The sequence below is a fragment of the Candidatus Nitrosopumilus sp. bin_68KS genome (assembly GCF_054095825.1).
Window position 1 is genome coordinate 1 of sequence record NZ_JBSWSP010000006.1, and the last position, 16,372, is coordinate 16,372.

Sequence of the window (16,372 nt, forward strand, 5' to 3'; positions counted from 1 at the left end):
TTCTTCTTTCTTTGGTGCTTCTTTAGCTGGTTCTTCTTTCTTTGGTGCTTCTTTAGCTGGTTCTTCTTTCTTTGGTGCTTCTTTAGCTGGTTCTTCTTTCTTTGGTGCTTCTTTAGCTGGTTCTTCTACTTTATCTGGAATTTTTTTAGTTTCTTTTTCAGGAGTTACAGTAGATTCTACTTCATCAGTATATGGAGAAACAAGGACATATCCTTCATCAGTTTTACTCATTCTAACTCTAATTTTTCTTGGAGGACTTCTAACACCTTTTGCCCAAATCAAATGAGCAAGTTCTTCCTCAATTTTGATTTGTTCTACTTTCATATGATGGCGAGCAAATTCTTTGATCATGTTAATTGCTCTAACAGCTCTATGTTGAGACTGAGAAAGTAGAGCTTTACCTAGATTAATCGTATAAACACGTTCTAATTCTTGAGACATCTATCCTACCTCCACATCAGTTGATCTCCAAGCTCTACGTTTTGGATTTGTTCTAACACTTCTCTTTGTTTTGAGAATAATCCAAGCTGGTACGGGTGATGCTTGTCTTGTCTTTTTTAAAAGACGGATTTTTCTTGGAGAGGACTTGCGTGCAGCCATAGTTTTTCAGGCACGAAGAGCTCTTTTTAAATGAATCTCAAAATTTAAGAATATTTCGAATCTGTTTTAGGATTCTTGCAGATGCCCCCCAGACTATTTGATTTTGATACTCAAATGTATACATCTCTTGTATGATATTATGTGAAGGATCTGGATCTTTTGCCATGGTGTGCAAAAAGGATTCAAATGGAATATGAAAAATTTTTTCAACTTCACGGTTAGGCAATAGGGGAGGAATTTTATCAATGATTGAAATAAAGGGTAGAATTAGAAATCCAGAATTCAAAGTAACTACAGGTTCAAGTTGACCAATTACCTGCTCTCGTTTAATGTCAAGTCCAATCTCTTCACTAGTTTCACGCAATGCAGTATCAAGAAGATCTGTATCAGTATCATCCAATTTACCTCCAGGAAATGATATTTCTCCAGCATGAAATTTCATGTTTTGAGGTTTTTCAGTCATTACAATTATCGGATCTTTCCCATAAATTACAGCAAGTACTGATGCCAATCGGTAATTTTTATCATAATCAATTTTTGGATTTACAGGTCTAGATAGTACAGATTTTAGTTCATCTAAATTCATTTCAATCTTTCCTACAAACCCATATCAGTTTTGGTATTCAAAGGTTTTAACCAAGGTTGAAAGAAATTAGAATATGACAATCAGATATGAAGCAAATCCACCCAAAATTTTAACAGGTATAGATACTAATGAATCCATTTTAAAATTTATAGAAAAAATAAAAACTATTTCAAAAAAGTGTGATGCAGTTCATCTAACTGAAAATGTATTAGGATTTCAAAGAGTATCACCAATTGAGGTTGGAAGAATTATCAGAAAAGAAATTCCAGATTTACCAATCACAGTAAGTCTAAGAGTTAGAGACAAGAGTGAAAAGGAAATATTTACGTTTGTAGAAAATTGTATTTCAATTGGTTTTTCAGGAATTCTAGTATTAATGGGGGATCCATCACAATCAGGAAAGCAAGATTCAGGTCAAATTCCCAGTGTGATTGTCAAGAAATTAAGAGAACAAGGACTAGATTCAAAAATTGATTTGTATCTGTCTATTTCTAACAAGCCTAATTTTTCTAAGATTGTAAAAAAATTAGAATCAAAGCCAAAAGGATTCATGACTCAGGTAATTCAAAACATAGAACAGGTTGAAAATTTATCTAATAATTTAAAGGAATTTTCAATAATTCCCATCCTTTTGTACCCATCTCCAAAAAATGAAAAATCTGCAAAGTTTTTGAATTTAGATTTGGAATCATATAGCAAGGAATTTGAAGAGTTGTTAGAGAAAACACATGAAATGACTGAAGATGTGCTAATTACATCTCCAAATGACTTTAATGGATTGAATAATTTTTTGGGAAAATTACTGAATTAAAGAACAAAATATTTTGCATCTGGGTGATGAACTACAATTGCTGCAGTTGATTGCTCTGGAATAATTTGTCCAGATTCAGTCAAAGTCATTCCTGATTTTTCAGGTTGCAATAATTTCCACACCAAATGATGTTGAGAAACATCAGGACAACTAGGAAAACCCCAACTGTATCTTAGACCACCTTTTTCCAAACTCATTTCAGATTTTATTTTTTTATTTACCCATTCAGCTAAAGCTTCAGCAACTTCAACTGCAAGCCCATGTAGATAGTAAGCATCCGTGTATTTGTCTTCTTTATTCCATTGTTCAATAATATCTGCTACTTTATTTCCCACAGTTACAGATTGAAATGCAACTATATCATCATCACCAAAATAATCAGTCAGACATAGGTGTTCAGGTTTTGTAGAGCGAGGGAATTCTAATTCCACATCATCACCATAAGGATTCTCAACAAGTAACTTTCTATCTTTATTATGACATTTGAAAAAACCATAAACAATTTCAGGTTCAAAGAGTTTGTCTCTAATAATTTTCATTTTCCATTCAGTTAACAATTGTTCATGAGCATCCTCTGATTCAGAACCAGCTTTTCCTCTCAAACCCCAAGATAGTTTGAAGAGGGATTTTTTATCAATCATAGTCCAAACTTCGCCCATATTGATTTGTTCTGCTTTTAATCGAATTGGCTCTCCAATTGTTTTTGGGTTAGGTGCTTTTACTGGTTTGATGTCACTTTTTGGAAGTGTGTCAGGATCTATATCGGCTTTAGATTTTTCTTTCCAGTTTTCCAACTTTTCTTTCCAATCTGCTAATAGTTTTGATTTTTGATCTGAAACCAAAACATCCATTGTTTTAAGGCCCTCAAACATAGTATTGCAATAAAATACCCCTGGTTCATAAATTCCGTCTTCTTTTGCAATTCGATTTATGTAATTACTGTTAATTGCAGCACCACCACAAAGAATTGGAATCACCATATTGTTTTTTCTTGCATGTTCTACAAAGAATTTCATTTGTTTTGAAGTTGACACAAGTAATGCAGACAATCCAATTGCATCAGGTTTTGTTTCATCAATTTTTTCAAGGAATTTTTGTAACGGAACTTGTTTACCCAAATCATGTACAGTATATCCATTATTTTGAAAAATAGTCTTTACAAGATTCTTTCCAATATCATGAACATCACCATAAACAGTACCTAAAACAAGTACACCCTTACTTGTTCCCTCTTCTTTGACTAGATATTTCTCTAGTTCCCCAACTGCAGCCTTCATGCATTCTGCAGATTTTAGAACAAATGGTAAGATTAGTTCTCCTGAACCAAATTTATCCCCAACTTCTTTCATTGCAGGAAGTAAATCTTCATTGAGAGTTTTAATGGCACTATCATGAGTGACTTCTTTTGGTGCATCAAGTGACAGAATGCCACCAGTATCTTTGATAATATCATTTTTCCCAAGTTTTTCTGCAATTGCAGAGACAACATCATTTTGAATTCCATCTTTGAGTCTATTTACAATTCTAAAGTTGGAACGTTTTCCTGCAGGCCAAGAAGGATCAACATCCACTTTCTTTGAAGCAGTACCACTTTGAGGTCCGGCATTCTCAAAATAAGTAATTAGATCAGATAGGGCATTTGGATGAGTGTTAAAGATTAGATCTTCTGCAAGTTTTTTCTCTTTCTCATCAATTTCACCATAAGGAATAATCTCTTTTGCATTAACTATTGCAGTATCAAGACCAGTTTTGACTGCATGATACAAGAAAATAGAATTTAGAATTTTTCTCGCATAGGGTGCAAGGCCAAAGCTAATGTTACTAAGGCCCAAAGTAGTAAAACAGTTTGGAAATTTTTCCTTGACTAATCTTATTCCTTCAAGAGTATTTTTTCCTGCATCAAGGAATTCATCTTCTCCTGTTGCCAAAGTAAATGTAAGTACATCAAAAATAAATTGTTCAATTTTTAATCCATATTTTTTTCCAGTTTCATAAAGCAATTCTGCAGTATCAACTTTTTGTTGAGGTGTTTTGGCCATTCCCTCAGGTCCAATACACAAAGCAATTGCAGGTAAACCATACTTTGCCATAATAGGCGCTAATTTTTCAAACCTACTTCCATCACCTTCAAGATTTATTGAATTGATTATTGGCCTACCAGGTATCTGAGTAACAGAGGCCTCAATGACTTCAGGATCTGTAGAATCAATTACAAGTGGAGCATCAACTTCCAAACTCAATCGTTTTACTAAATTCAACATAAACTCACGTTCATCTGCACGTTCAGTAGTTGCAACACAGACATCAAGACAATGCGCACCATCCTCAACTTGAATTCTGCCTAAATCTACCAAACCGTCATAATCATCTTCAAGAACTAGCTTCTTTGCTTTTCGTGAACCCTGGGTATTGATTCTCTCCCCTATTATCAAAGGGGCAGGAATTTGTTTAAGATCCACCGCTTTTAGTGCTGAACTTACTCTTGGAACTGTCAATGTAGTAAAATCACATCTGTTTTTGTAAATACTTAACCCTCGATAGAGTTTGCTCTTTCGTCAATTACTTTCCTCAATGCCTTGATGTGTTCAGGATTCGTCCCACAGCAACCGCCAATTATTCGAACTTTTTTGTAATCATCAAGGAAATCACCTAGTGCCTTGCCCATTTTTTCAGGAGTCATTTTGTAAACTGCTTGTCCTCCATCATTTTCAGGCATGCCAGCATTTGGAACTACCAATACACTATGTTCATTTTGTTCATCAAGCCACCTAACACTAGAAGTCATCTCAATTGGGCCAGTTGAACAGTTCAATCCAAATATGTCAATACCCATATCAGAAACAGTTGTGTATGCTGCTTGAATATTTGTGCCAAGTAACATTTTCCCATATTGATCCAAAGTAGTATTGGCAATAATTGGAACTTTTTTACCCGTCTTTTTTATTGCATTATGACATGCCTCAATGACTAGTTTTACTTCAAGAATGTCTTGACTTGTTTCAATAAGTAATGCATCAACACCCCCAAGAATTAATCCTTCAGCTTGTAACTCAAAAGCCTCACGAATTTCATCAAGAGGTTTTTGACCTAGATCAGGATCATTTGAACTTGGTAGATAACCTGTCGGGCCCATTGACCCAATTACATATCGTGGTTTATCAGAATATTCTGCACAAACTTCAGAAGCAAGTGTGGCAATTTTTTTATTGAATTCAATTGTTTGATCACCAAAACCATATTCATCAAGTTTAATTTTATTTGAACCAAAAGAGTTTGTTTCAATACAATCAGAACCTGCATCTAAATAATTTCTGTGAATTTGTTTAATCCATTCTGGATGAGTAATTACTAAACCATCGTTAAAGCCATCTTGATTATTTGGAAAGTCTTCAGGTTTTGGATCATACCTTTGAATTTCAGTTCCCATCGCACCATCAAATAATAGTATTCGATTTTTCATTGCATCAAGAAATGGTTCTTTTTCAGTCAACATAATTTCAAAATATTCTAACACAGTTTAACTCTTTTCAGAAAAATACCTAGACATTGGTTAGAATGATACGTATGTTGAAATTAGGTAAAATGTTTTTTCCTATAGATTTATGCTTAAACTTCAAGTAAACAACCTAGTTCGAAGTGCCACATTTTTTCAGCATGCGGGTATTTCCATTATCTTTGTTTTCATGCCCATTATTGCAAAGGGTGTCACAGATTCAATTTTTGAGATTGGACTTTTAGTAGCCTCATTTAGTTTTGCCCAGATTTTATCTGAGATTTATTTTGGGAGACACTCAGATAAGAAAGGAACTAGGCTCAAATTCATCAGAATTGGTTTCATCGGATGTGCCATAGCCTTTGGACTGCATTATTTTGCAGAGGACCTCACCATGTTTTTCTTGGTAAGAATTGCTGCAGGAGTAGCAAGTGGAATTATGATTCCTGCAATGATCGCATATACCTATGAGGCAAATATTGACAAAAAGCGAGCAGCCACAGTGATATCTTTTCACGCATTAGGATGGTTAGCTGGAATTGCAGCAGCAGGAATTGCAAATGATCTCAAACTAATATTCTTACTTAGTTCGGCATCATTTGTAATCGGATTATTATTTACAATCAAACTACCAAATCCTCAACAAATAAAAGAACTCAAACCAGGAACTACAAAAAATGTTATTACTAAAAATAAATTTCTATTTTCATCATTATTGTTAAGACATATTGGAGCAGCAGCTGTATGGACAATTTTACCAATTATGTTAATGGAGAGATTGGGAGCTGAGCTATATCAAGTATCAATAGTATATGTTGCAAACACATTGACTGCATTTATTTTGATGAATGTAATGGCAAGTAAAATTCATCTATCAAATGTTACAAAATTTCAAATCGGTATTGGCTTTACAACTTTTGTATTCATTGGGTTAGCGCTAGTTACTGATTGGTGGATGGCAATGCCGTTTATGTCACTTGTTGGTGCAACATGGGCATTTTTATTTATTGGAGGTAATTTCCATTTGATGGAGAACAACCCACATTCCACATCGAGTGGAATATTCAGTTCTACTTTATCAATCGCTACAGTAGTTGGACCAGTAGTTGCAGGAGGTATTGCGTTTCTGTTTGATTATGTTGCAGTAATGTATTTTGCAATTGCGATAATTATTTGTGCATTTGCAGTATCACTGAAAATTAAAAAACAATAAAATAATTATCTCAATCCCCAACGAGACATTACTTTATTTTCAAGTCTAGTAAAGACGATTCCATCAATTGCTAATCCAATTCCCATTATCACCATCATTATAGCAATTACTTCTGAGACATCATTTAGAGAGCGTCCAGCATTTAGCAAAAACCCTAGACCTAAGAAAGAAAATAGAATTTCAGCACCTATTACACCTCTCCATGCAAATGCCCAGCCTTGTTTAAATCCAGAAATCATGTATGGGAATGCTGCAGGTATTAAGACTGCAGTGACTAGTTGACTACCCTTGGCACCCATATTTCGTGCAGCTTCAATAAAGTGAGGATCGATATTTTTGACACCTGTGTAGGTGTTTATTGTTACTGCAAAAATAGATCCAATTGCAGTAACAAAAATTATTCCACCGTCAGTTAATCCAAACCAAAGTATTGCAAGGGGAACCCAGGCAATTGAAGGTATTGATTGTAATCCCAAAACTAGTGAACCAACAGTTTGATTGATTGCCTCAACTCTTGCCATAAAAATTCCAAGAACTATTCCACCCATAATGGCTATTGCCAATCCAATTGACAACCTCCACATACTAGTTGCAATTCCATAAAATAGACTACCATCTGCAGCACCATATGCCAAATCTTCAGCTACTTCATAAGGTGATGGAAAAATATTGTCAGGCCAAATTCCACTCATTGCAATTATTTGCCAAACAACAACAATTCCAATGTAAAATGCTATTCTATGAGGTGTAAAATTTTTTGCCATGATGATCAGCCTTTACTTTTTTTTACCTCAGGTCTTAATTCTGCCAAAATATCTTGTTGAAATTTCAATAAGGTTTCGTCTTCAGTGACTCTAGGTCTTGGAAAATTATTATCAACTTCTTTTTTAATTATTGATGGACGATTACTAAAGATTGCAACTTTTGTTCCAAGAACTGCAGCTTCTGAAACATTATGAGTTACAAACAAAATGGTCTTTTTTGTCTTTTCCCAAATTAATTGCATCTCAACTAACAACAAGTCTCGAGTCTGTGCATCAAGTGCTGCAAATGGTTCATCCATTAATAACACATCAGGATCCATTACTAATGCTCTAGCAATAGCTACACGTTGTTTCATTCCGGTTGAAAGTTGGAAAGTGTAAGAGTCAGCAAATTTTGTAAGCTGCATCATGTCAAGATATCTATGAGATATCTTTGCTCTCTCCTCTTTGGGAATACCTGCCATCTTTAATCCAAATTCCACATTATCTTGAACCTTAAGCCATGGAAATAATGCACCCTCTTGAAAAACCATTATTCTCTCAGGTCCTGTTTGAGCAACAGGATGACCATCAAACAAAATTTGTCCCTCATCAGGAGATTCCAAGCCTGCAACTATGCGTAAAAATGTTGATTTTCCACATCCTGAAGGTCCAACCAAACACACAAAGTCTCCAGCCTCAACTTTGAGGTTTACGCCACCTAGTGCTTTTAGTTTATGAGAATCATGAGTAAAATATTTTACAATATTTTTTGCTTCTAGTTTAGTCATTACGAATTTTCCTCCAAGACAGAATTTGAATCAAGGGGGTAAAAAATCCCAGCTAAGTCATATCCATTTCTTCCCAAATATCCAAGAGCATCAGCTTTTTCTGCAAAAGAGTAAACAGAATCAAGAAGAGGATCAGTAGTTATTACAATATTGGATAAAGCAACATCCACAACATCATCAGAAAGAGATTGCCCCAAGTGAGATTTGAGAAAATTATTAAAAAGAATTCTAGTTTCTACAGGATTTTCATTAATCCAATTGGAGGTTTCATGATGAGAAGTCAACAAATCAGAAACGATCTTTTGGTTTTTTTCAACATAGTCCACATTTGCAATCAAAAGAACAGAAGCAAATTCGTTTTTTGGCCATAATTCCTCCTCATAGAATAATCTTTTTCCATCAAGTTCAGTTTCTAAAATAGTAGCCCACGGTTCAGCAACCCATGCGCCATCAATATCACCTTTTACAAATAAAGTATAGATATCAGGATTTGGAATATTATAAACAATTACTGAACCACCTTTTTCAGCAGTCTTCAAATTATTTACAGATAGATAGTGTCGTAAGGAAACATCTTGAGTGTTTCCAATTTGAGGTGCAGCAATCTTTTTGCCAGCAAAATCAGATGCAGATTTAATTTCAGATAAAGGATGAACAATAAAGCTTGCTCCACCACTAGCAGCTCCTGCAAGAATCTTTACATTGTGATTCTCTGAATTTAAAAATCCAATTATTGCAGGACCAGGTCCAACATATGCAAGATCAATGGAATTTGCAAATAGAGATTCTATTGCCTGAGGACCACTATCAAAAACGCGTGTTTCAATTTTTATTTCATCCCCAATACTTTTTTCAAAGAAACCCTTTTCCATTCCAACTATTGGAATTGCATGACTGATATTTGGAAAATATGCAATGCGAAGTTTATTTTCATAAGTTGAGTCACTAGAATTAAGAGCAATTCCTATTACAAATATCAGAATTATTCCAGTAATTCCTACTGAAACAATCGATCGAGTTTTCATAAAACAGCGTTATATTTGGCGGTTAAATAATCATCGAATTTTAGCTCAAGCTAGTCATCATTTTTTCAAAAATAATTGATTTCCAGGCCATCACAAAAGATAAATTCCAAAATACGACGGGAAAGTTGTTTTATGACACAAAAAGGAATTCTTGCATTTTCTGGAGGACTAGATACTTCAGTAGTTGTAAAATATTTGCAAGAAGAACATGACATGGATGTTATTACAGTAACAGTTGATGTAGGTCAATGCGATGATACTAAAAAAATTGCAGCTAAAGCAAAAAAACTTGGTGTAAAAAAACACTACAACATAGATGCCAGAAAAGAATTTGTTAAAGATTACATATTTCCATCAATCAAAGCTAATGCCCTTTATCAAAAAAAATATTGTCTTGCAACAGCTCTTGCACGACCATTAATTGCAGAAAAAGTTTTAGAAATTGCAAAGAAAGAAAAAGTAACATCACTGGCACATGGATGTTCAGGTAAAGGAAATGATCAAGTGAGATTTGATATCACATTACGTTCGGGTTCAGATCTTCCAATCATAGCTCCTATACGTGATAAAAATTTGGACAGAGAAACAGAACTAAAGTTTGCAAATAAACATGGAATTGAAATTGATGCTGTTGCAAAAAGATTCAGTATTGATCAAAACTTGTGGGGACGTGCAATAGAAGGCGGAGTATTAGAAGATCCATATAATGAACCACCAGAGGATGCTTTCATTTGGGTTAAAACAAAAAACTTACCAGACAAACCAACATACTTGGAAATTAAATTTGTGCAAGGAATTCCTGTTGCAGTTGATGGGAAGAAATTAGAATCACAAAAACTAATCGAATACATTAACAAAAAAGCAGGAGATGCAGGTGTTGGAATAGTCGATCATATAGAAGACAGGGTTGTTGGAATCAAATCCAGGGAAGTATATGAAACTCCAGCTGCCACATGTCTAATCGAAGCTCATTCAGATTTAGAAAAAATGGTCCATACAAAACATGAAAACAAGTTCAAATCAATAATAGATGATGAATGGGCATATTTGGTATATTCAGGACTTTGGCAAGATCCATTAAGAGTAGATCTAGACGGGTTTATTGAGCAATCACAAAAACCAGTTTCTGGAACTGTGAAACTAAAGATGTTCAAAGGAAGTCTCAGGGTTGTTGGAAGAAAATCAAATAACTCACTATACAGTCACAATATTGCCACATATGGTACAGAATCAACTTTTGATCAAAGATTGGCCAAAGGATTTGTAGAATTGTGGGGAATGCAATCAACAGAAGCTAATAAATTACAAAAGAAAAGGTCAACAAAAACATGAACTGCCCAGAATGTGACGCAACACTAAACATCCCAGATGATGCCTCAGTTGGAGAAATTGTCTCCTGTCCTGATTGTGGCGCTGACTTTGAAATCTCAAAAAAAGACGGATCAAATGTTGAGCTTAAACAAGCAGAAACCGTAGGCGAAGACTGGGGAGAGTAATGTCAAAAGTCTGTATTGTGTTTGACCGCCTAAGAGCGGAAGAGAAGATGCTCCAAAAAGAAGCATCAGAACTAGGACATGATGCAGTAATGCTTGATGCAAAAATCACACAGATTAACACAGATAGTAAGAAAGAAGAGTATGATTTAGGAGATGTCGTTCTAGAAAGATGTGTCAGTTATTTCAGAGGTCTTCATTTTACTGCAAGTTTAGAGTTTTTAGATATTCCAGTTTTAAACAAATTTGAAGTTGCAAATATTTGTGGAAATAAAATGTTCATGACTTTACTTTTAAAAAAAAATAACATCCCAACTCCTAAAACATATTTTTCATTTTCAAGTGAAAGTGCAGCTGAAAATCTAGAGAAAGTAGGATTCCCACTGGTAATCAAACCAGTAATTGGAAGTTGGGGAAGGGGAGTGATGCCACTAAAAGACAAAGATACCATGGAGGCGGTTTTTGAAATTAGAGATATCACAGATAGTCCACACGATAGAATTTACTATTTACAAGAATTAATCAAACGACCACCAAGAGATATCAGAATAATTACAGTTGGAGATGAGCCTATAGCTGCAATGTATAGAAAGTCATCAGGTGGTTTTAAAACAAATATTGCACTTGGAGCAGATCCAGAACTTTGTGAGATCACAAAAGAGATGGAGGACATGGCAGTTAAAGCATCAAAAGCAATGGGTGGTGGAATTTTAGGAATAGATATGATGGAAGACGATCAAAGAGGATTAGTAGTACATGAAGTGAATAACACTGTAGAATTCAAAGGGTTGGCAAGAGTATCACAACGAAATATACCAAAAGAAATGGTAGAATTTGCTTTAAACTACGTTAGAAAATAAATTATACTCCTTTGCGAGGAGGTTTATCATGAAAGTAGGTGTAGTCGGAGCATCAGGTTATGTAGGTGGAGAAACACTTCGTCTACTTGTTAATCATCCTGATGTTGAGATCGCCATGGTTACATCAAGACAGCATGTTGGAGAATATCTTCATAGAGTCCAACCAAGTTTGAAAGGATTTACAGATTTGATGTTTTCTGAATTAGATTATGATAAACTAACTGATCAATGTGATGTAGTTTTCACTGCAGTTCCACATGGAACTGCAACTGAAATTGTCAAGGCCCTATATGATAGAGGAGTCAAGGTAATAGATTTGAGTGCAGATTATAGATTGCATAATCAAGATGCATATGACAAATGGTATGGTTGGGAACATCCACATCCAGATTATTTGGCAAAATCAGTTTTTGGAGTACCAGAATTACATCGAGAAGAAATTAAAAAAGCACAACTAGTTTCATGTCCAGGATGCATGGCAGTAACATCAATGCTAGCACTTGCTCCGTTAATTCGAAATAATCTAATTGACGAAGAGCACATTGTAGTTGATTCAAAAATTGGATCTTCTGGGGCAGGTTCTGGTTCAGGAACTGCTCATGCAATGAGAGCAGGAGTAATCAGACCATACAAACCTGCAAAGCATAGACACACAGGTGAAATTGAGCAAGAATTAAGTGAAATTGCAGGACATAAAATTCGTGTTTCAATGAGTCCACATGCAGTAGATGTTGTCCGTGGAATTCTATGTACAAATCACACATTCTTGAAAAAAGATATTGATGAAAAAGAATTGTGGAAATTATATCGACAAACTTACGGTGAAGAAAGATTCATCAGATTAATTCGAGATAAAAAAGGATTATACAAATTCCCAGATCCAAAATTCTTAGTTGGCTCAAACTTTTGTGATATTGGATTTGATTTGGATGAAGACAATAATAGATTAATTGCATTATCTGCATCAGATAACTTGATGAAAGGTGCAGCCGGTTCAGCCATTCAAAACATGAATGTAATGTGTGGTTTTGATGAAATGGATGGACTTAGAAATACACCCCTAACTCCTGTTTAGAAATGATCACAATCAAAATTGGTGGAAGTGTAGTAGATGATTTACACCCATCCACAATTGCAGATATTAAAAAAGTTGCAGAGTCAGAAGGAATAATCTTAGTTCATGGTGGAGGAAAAGAAGTTACAAAAGTTTGTGAACAACTTGGAAAGGAACCAAAATTTGTTACATCACCAAGTGGAATCAAAAGTAGATATACGGATAAAGAAACCGCAGAGATTTTTACAATGGTAATGTCAGGAAGAATAAACAAAACTATTGTCCAGATGCTTCAAAAAAATGGAATCAATGCAATTGGTCTTTCAGGAGTTGATGCAAAAATTATTCAAGCAGATAGAAAAAAGAAGCTTCTCATAGTTAACGAAAAAGGCAGAAAACAAGCAATCGATGGTGGATATACAGGTAAAATTACCAATATCAACTCAGATTTTATAAAATTACTCTTAGAACAAGGATTGACACCAGTTATTTCACCTATAGCAATTAGTGAAGAATCAGAATTCCTTAATGTGGATGGAGATAGAGCCGCAGCATATGTAGCAGGAAAAGTAGGATGTGATAAAGTATTATTCATTACAAATGTAGATGGATTACTAATGGATGACAAACTTGTTTCAAAGTTGACATTAGTTGAAGCAAAAGAAATTAGACCTAAAATAGGACCTGGAATGGAAAAGAAGATTCTGGCATCAACAGAAGCATTAGATATGGGAGTAAAAGAAGCATTGATTGCAAATGGACAAAAAGAAAATCCAATATCATCTGCAATTGCACATGATAATTGTACGGTGATTGAACATGAGTGAAGATCAATTTATGGGGAATCTCTATCAGAGATTTCCAGTTACAGTTGAGAAAGGAAAGGGATCACATGTATGGGATATTGATGGTAAAGAATACATAGATTGTATGGGAGGATATGGTGTTGCACTAGTAGGTCATCAAAATCAAAGAGTCAACAATGCAATCAAAGAACAAGTGGATAAAATTATTACAGTTCACAGTTCTTTATACAATAAAACAAGAGAAGAGTTTTTGAAAACATTAATTGGATTAGCTCCTAAAGGACTCACACAAGTTCATCTAAACAATAGCGGTGCAGAAGCAATTGAAGCTGCAATAAAATTTGCAAGAAAATTCACAGGTAAAAAAGGAATGGTTGCAATGAAAGGATCATATCATGGTAAATCATTTGGTGCATTATCATTAACATTTAATCCAAAATACAAAAAAGCATTTAAACCACTAGTAGAAAAAGTTTCTTTTGCATCTTTTGGAGATATCGAATCACTTCGCGAAGTAATTGATGACGATACTGCATTTGTAATTTTAGAACCAATTCAAGGTGAAAGTGGAATTATTGTTGCACCAGATGGGTTTTTGCAGGACGTACGAAAACTTTGTGATGAAAAAGGAATTCTGTTAATTTTTGACGAAATACAAGCTGGTTTAGGAAGAACAGGACGATTATGGGCATCTCAGCATTGGAATACTGCACCAGATATTTTGTGTCTTGCAAAAGGAATTGCAGGCGGAGTGCCAATGGGGGCGACACTTGTAAGACCAGACATACTTGCTTCAATGAGCAAAGGTGAACATTCTTCAACGTTTGGAGGAAATCCATTATCATGTGCAGCAGGAACTGCAGCACTCAAAGCATTAACCGAAGATGGATTAATTGAAAATTCTGAAAAGATGGGCAAAATATTCAGAGAAGGTTTAGAGAAACTAAAAGAAAATCATACTATGATTAGAGAGATTCGCGGTAAAGGACTAATGATAGGTATAGAGATGAAATTTGAAGTTAAAGACATACTTATGGGATTAATGAAAAAGGGTGTTCTCATGTTATATTCTGGAAGAAATATTCTAAGAATTCTCCCACCACTGGTGATTTCCGAAGAAGACATAACAAAAGTTTTACATGCTCTAGATTCTGTACTAAGTGAAGAGGAGCAAAAAAAAGTTGTACAAGGATAAAGTAGACGAGAAAATTATTGGGTATCTAAAAGAAGATGCTAGAGAATCGTTTGTAGATATAGGCAAAAAATTAAAACTTTCTGAATCAGCAGTAAGAAGACGAGTTAAAAATCTTGTAGATAGTGGAACTATTAAAAAATTCACTTTGGAGCTTGGGGAAGAGAATGCAACAAGTGCAATAGTTTTAGTATCAGTGGATTCTGCCACAGACACATCAAAAGTTTCTCTTAAACTTGCAAAATTAGAAGGGGTAAAAACAGTTTATGAAATAACTGGACAATACGACATTACAACAATAATGAGTGCATCAAGTATTGCTGAAATTAATAACACCATTGACGCATTAAGGAAGATTCAAGGTGTTGTAGATACAAATACTGTGATCATTTTGAGAAAAATAATCTAAAAACGACTTTCGTAAAAAAAAATCGCTTCATAACTAATTTAGGATCATTAATAGTTTTTTTCAACGAAGATAGTACGAATATGTTTATATCATCTAATTATGTCAACGATTTCAGTAATGAAAGATCCGAATCACTATGCAAACATCTACAATGCATATGACAAAAATCCAAAGAAGATTAGAGTGTTAGACAGTACTCTAAGAGAAGGAGAACAACACCCAGGTGTATCCTTTACTAACAAACAAAGAATTCAGATTGCATGGATGTTAGATTATTTTGGAGTAGATCAAATTGAGATATCACCAGTAGTTTCAAAAGATCATAAGGAAGCAACAAAGACAATAATTAAACAAGGGTTAAAAGCAGACATTGTTTCACACGGACGTGCATTAAAAGAAGATATTGACATTTCATTAGATTGTGATGCCAAATGGTGTGCGGCATATTTAGGGATTTCAGATATTCATCTTAAAGACAAGTTACGTATTTCAAGAGACGAAGCATTAAGAAGATCAGTTGAAACAGTAGAGTATGCCAAATCCCACGGTCTAAAAATTAGATTTACAGTAGAGGATGGAAGTAGAGCAGAACCAGAATTTTTAATTAAAATTTGTAAAGCTATAGAAGAAGCAGGTGTTGATAGAATTAGTCTTCCAGACACAGTTGGAATATTACGTCCAATCGGAATGTATAATTTTGTTAAAAAAGTCAGAGACGCAGTTGACGTTCCACTAGATGCACATGTTCATAATGATATTGGATTTGCAGTAGCAAATGCATTTTCAGCATGTGATGCTGGAGTTGATCAAATTCACACTACAATTGACGGTATTGGAGAAAGAACTGGAATTCCACCACTAGCTGAAGTTGCAGTTGCGTTGACATACCTATACAAATCACCAAATGATTTTAGATTAGATATGTTACTAGATCTTTCAAGATTAATTGAAGAGTATACCTCAATCAAACCATATGATTCAAAACCAATTGTAGGCTCATCAGCATACAAACACAAAGCAGGAACACATCTTGCAGCCATCCTAAGAAATCCTGCAGCATATGAGCCCATTCCACCAAGAGCAGTAGGTAACCGAAGAAGAATTGTTTTTGGAGAACTAGCGGGGAAAACAGGTGCAGCTTATTTGATGTCATTATTAGGACTAGAGAAAGACGATGAGAGTGCAAAAGCAGTAGCTGCTGGATTAAAAGGTCTCAGAATGGGAGATCTAATAGAAATACCACTTGAAGATAGACTTGAAAAAAAGATAATTAATGATAAATAAAGAGGGTTGTGG

General features: G+C 34.7%; 18 protein-coding genes. 10 read left to right on the plus strand and 8 right to left on the minus strand.

Going from position 1 to position 16,372, the window contains the following annotated elements:
• From ACW9W3_RS01625 to ACW9W3_RS01635, 3 genes are all read right to left on the minus strand, one after another.
• The coding region (locus ACW9W3_RS01625; protein WP_457764426.1) for a 50S ribosomal protein L31e at nucleotides 1-441 on the minus strand (441 nt) is incomplete at its 3' end.
• The gene (locus ACW9W3_RS01630; RefSeq protein ID WP_048115676.1) at nucleotides 442-600 is read right to left on the minus strand and encodes a 50S ribosomal protein L39e; all 159 of its coding nucleotides are present in this window, start codon (nucleotides 598-600) and stop codon (nucleotides 442-444) included.
• A 37-nt stretch (nucleotides 601-637) separates the two neighbouring features.
• Nucleotides 638-1,186, minus strand: a complete 549-nt coding sequence (locus ACW9W3_RS01635) for an NUDIX hydrolase (protein WP_457764427.1) — start codon at nucleotides 1,184-1,186, stop codon at nucleotides 638-640.
• 73 nt (nucleotides 1,187-1,259) lie between these two features.
• Here ACW9W3_RS01635 and ACW9W3_RS01640 point away from each other — a divergent pair, with 73 nt between their 5' ends.
• Nucleotides 1,260-1,997 (plus strand): 5,10-methenyltetrahydrofolate synthetase, encoded by a 738-nt coding sequence (locus ACW9W3_RS01640; protein ID WP_457764428.1) that lies wholly within the window; start codon nucleotides 1,260-1,262, stop codon nucleotides 1,995-1,997.
• Here the strand turns inward: ACW9W3_RS01640 and ACW9W3_RS01645 are convergent.
• A complete protein-coding gene (locus ACW9W3_RS01645) occupies nucleotides 1,994-4,492 on the minus strand; it encodes a dihydropteroate synthase (protein ID WP_457764429.1) in 2,499 nt (832 codons plus the stop codon). The two genes, ACW9W3_RS01640 and ACW9W3_RS01645, sit on opposite strands and share 4 nt — an antisense overlap.
• Before the next feature lie 32 nt (nucleotides 4,493-4,524).
• Nucleotides 4,525-5,487, minus strand: a complete 963-nt coding sequence (locus ACW9W3_RS01650) for a homocysteine S-methyltransferase family protein (RefSeq protein WP_457764496.1) — start codon at nucleotides 5,485-5,487, stop codon at nucleotides 4,525-4,527.
• 112 nt (nucleotides 5,488-5,599) lie between these two features.
• Here ACW9W3_RS01650 and ACW9W3_RS01655 point away from each other — a divergent pair, with 112 nt between their 5' ends.
• Nucleotides 5,600-6,703 carry an MFS transporter gene (locus ACW9W3_RS01655; RefSeq protein WP_457764430.1) on the plus strand — a complete coding sequence of 368 codons (1,104 nt, stop codon included), beginning with the start codon at nucleotides 5,600-5,602 and terminating at the stop codon, nucleotides 6,701-6,703.
• 5 nt (nucleotides 6,704-6,708) lie between these two features.
• Here the strand turns inward: ACW9W3_RS01655 and ACW9W3_RS01660 are convergent, their stop codons facing one another.
• The 3 genes from ACW9W3_RS01660 to ACW9W3_RS01670 are packed head-to-tail and all read right to left on the minus strand — an operon-like array spanning nucleotide 6,709 to nucleotide 9,262.
• Complete coding sequence (locus ACW9W3_RS01660) at nucleotides 6,709-7,467, minus strand: ABC transporter permease (protein ID WP_457764431.1); 759 nt, start codon at nucleotides 7,465-7,467, stop codon at nucleotides 6,709-6,711.
• 5 nt (nucleotides 7,468-7,472) lie between these two features.
• On the minus strand, nucleotides 7,473-8,237 hold the full coding sequence (locus ACW9W3_RS01665; protein WP_457764432.1) for an ABC transporter ATP-binding protein: 765 nt from the start codon (nucleotides 8,235-8,237) through the stop codon (nucleotides 7,473-7,475).
• A complete protein-coding gene (locus tag ACW9W3_RS01670) occupies nucleotides 8,237-9,262 on the minus strand; it encodes an ABC transporter substrate-binding protein (protein ID WP_457764433.1) in 1,026 nt (341 codons plus the stop codon). Before ACW9W3_RS01670 ends, ACW9W3_RS01665 begins: the two co-directional genes overlap by 1 nt.
• 132 nt (nucleotides 9,263-9,394) lie before the next feature.
• Between ACW9W3_RS01670 and ACW9W3_RS01675 the strand changes: the two genes are divergently transcribed.
• From ACW9W3_RS01675 to ACW9W3_RS01710, 8 genes are all read left to right on the plus strand, one after another.
• A complete protein-coding gene (locus tag ACW9W3_RS01675) occupies nucleotides 9,395-10,594 on the plus strand; it encodes an argininosuccinate synthase (RefSeq protein ID WP_457764434.1) in 1,200 nt (399 codons plus the stop codon).
• Nucleotides 10,591-10,758, plus strand: a complete 168-nt coding sequence (lysW/argW, locus tag ACW9W3_RS01680) for an alpha-aminoadipate/glutamate carrier protein LysW (RefSeq protein WP_014965593.1) — start codon at nucleotides 10,591-10,593, stop codon at nucleotides 10,756-10,758. Before ACW9W3_RS01675 ends, lysW/argW begins: the two co-directional genes overlap by 4 nt.
• Entirely contained in the window at nucleotides 10,758-11,615 is an 858-nt protein-coding gene (gene lysX, locus ACW9W3_RS01685; protein WP_457764435.1) for a lysine biosynthesis protein LysX, read from the plus strand. The genes lysW/argW and lysX overlap by 1 nt, the downstream gene beginning before the upstream one ends.
• 28 nt (nucleotides 11,616-11,643) lie before the next feature.
• Nucleotides 11,644-12,690 carry an N-acetyl-gamma-glutamyl-phosphate reductase gene (gene argC / locus ACW9W3_RS01690; protein ID WP_457764436.1) on the plus strand — a complete coding sequence of 349 codons (1,047 nt, stop codon included), beginning with the start codon at nucleotides 11,644-11,646 and terminating at the stop codon, nucleotides 12,688-12,690.
• A 2-nt stretch (nucleotides 12,691-12,692) separates the two neighbouring features.
• A complete protein-coding gene (locus ACW9W3_RS01695; RefSeq protein WP_457764437.1) occupies nucleotides 12,693-13,496 on the plus strand; it encodes a [LysW]-aminoadipate/[LysW]-glutamate kinase in 804 nt (267 codons plus the stop codon).
• Nucleotides 13,489-14,670: an aspartate aminotransferase family protein gene (locus tag ACW9W3_RS01700; protein WP_457764438.1), complete on the plus strand. Its 1,182-nt coding sequence runs from the start codon at nucleotides 13,489-13,491 to the stop codon at nucleotides 14,668-14,670. Before ACW9W3_RS01695 ends, ACW9W3_RS01700 begins: the two co-directional genes overlap by 8 nt.
• Nucleotides 14,657-15,076 (plus strand): HTH-type transcriptional regulator LysM, encoded by a 420-nt coding sequence (lysM, locus tag ACW9W3_RS01705; RefSeq protein ID WP_457764439.1) that lies wholly within the window; start codon nucleotides 14,657-14,659, stop codon nucleotides 15,074-15,076. Before ACW9W3_RS01700 ends, lysM begins: the two co-directional genes overlap by 14 nt.
• Nucleotides 15,077-15,193: 117 nt before the next feature.
• The gene (locus ACW9W3_RS01710; protein ID WP_457764440.1) at nucleotides 15,194-16,360 is read left to right on the plus strand and encodes a LeuA family protein; all 1,167 of its coding nucleotides are present in this window, start codon (nucleotides 15,194-15,196) and stop codon (nucleotides 16,358-16,360) included.
• Nucleotides 16,361-16,372 lie beyond the last annotated feature (12 nt).

What these genes read in the sequence shown, in the direction of transcription:
- ACW9W3_RS01665 (WP_457764432.1), bottom strand. Translation starts at nt 8,237, where the DNA reads ATGACTAAACTAGAAGCAAAAAATATTGTAAAATATTTTACTCATGAT.
- ACW9W3_RS01675 (WP_457764434.1), top strand. Translation starts at nt 9,395, where the DNA reads ATGACACAAAAAGGAATTCTTGCATTTTCTGGAGGACTAGATACTTCA.
- lysW/argW (WP_014965593.1), top strand. Translation starts at nt 10,591, where the DNA reads ATGAACTGCCCAGAATGTGACGCAACACTAAACATCCCAGATGATGCC.
- lysX (WP_457764435.1), top strand. Translation starts at nt 10,758, where the DNA reads ATGTCAAAAGTCTGTATTGTGTTTGACCGCCTAAGAGCGGAAGAGAAG.
- ACW9W3_RS01710 (WP_457764440.1), top strand. Translation starts at nt 15,194, where the DNA reads ATGAAAGATCCGAATCACTATGCAAACATCTACAATGCATATGACAAA.
- ACW9W3_RS01700 (WP_457764438.1), top strand. Translation starts at nt 13,489, where the DNA reads ATGAGTGAAGATCAATTTATGGGGAATCTCTATCAGAGATTTCCAGTT.
- ACW9W3_RS01660 (WP_457764431.1), bottom strand. Translation starts at nt 7,467, where the DNA reads ATGGCAAAAAATTTTACACCTCATAGAATAGCATTTTACATTGGAATT.
- ACW9W3_RS01655 (WP_457764430.1), top strand. Translation starts at nt 5,600, where the DNA reads ATGCTTAAACTTCAAGTAAACAACCTAGTTCGAAGTGCCACATTTTTT.
- ACW9W3_RS01670 (WP_457764433.1), bottom strand. Translation starts at nt 9,262, where the DNA reads ATGAAAACTCGATCGATTGTTTCAGTAGGAATTACTGGAATAATTCTG.
- ACW9W3_RS01630 (WP_048115676.1), bottom strand. Translation starts at nt 600, where the DNA reads ATGGCTGCACGCAAGTCCTCTCCAAGAAAAATCCGTCTTTTAAAAAAG.
- ACW9W3_RS01635 (WP_457764427.1), bottom strand. Translation starts at nt 1,186, where the DNA reads ATGAATTTAGATGAACTAAAATCTGTACTATCTAGACCTGTAAATCCA.
- ACW9W3_RS01640 (WP_457764428.1), top strand. Translation starts at nt 1,260, where the DNA reads ATGACAATCAGATATGAAGCAAATCCACCCAAAATTTTAACAGGTATA.
- argC (WP_457764436.1), top strand. Translation starts at nt 11,644, where the DNA reads ATGAAAGTAGGTGTAGTCGGAGCATCAGGTTATGTAGGTGGAGAAACA.
- ACW9W3_RS01695 (WP_457764437.1), top strand. Translation starts at nt 12,693, where the DNA reads ATGATCACAATCAAAATTGGTGGAAGTGTAGTAGATGATTTACACCCA.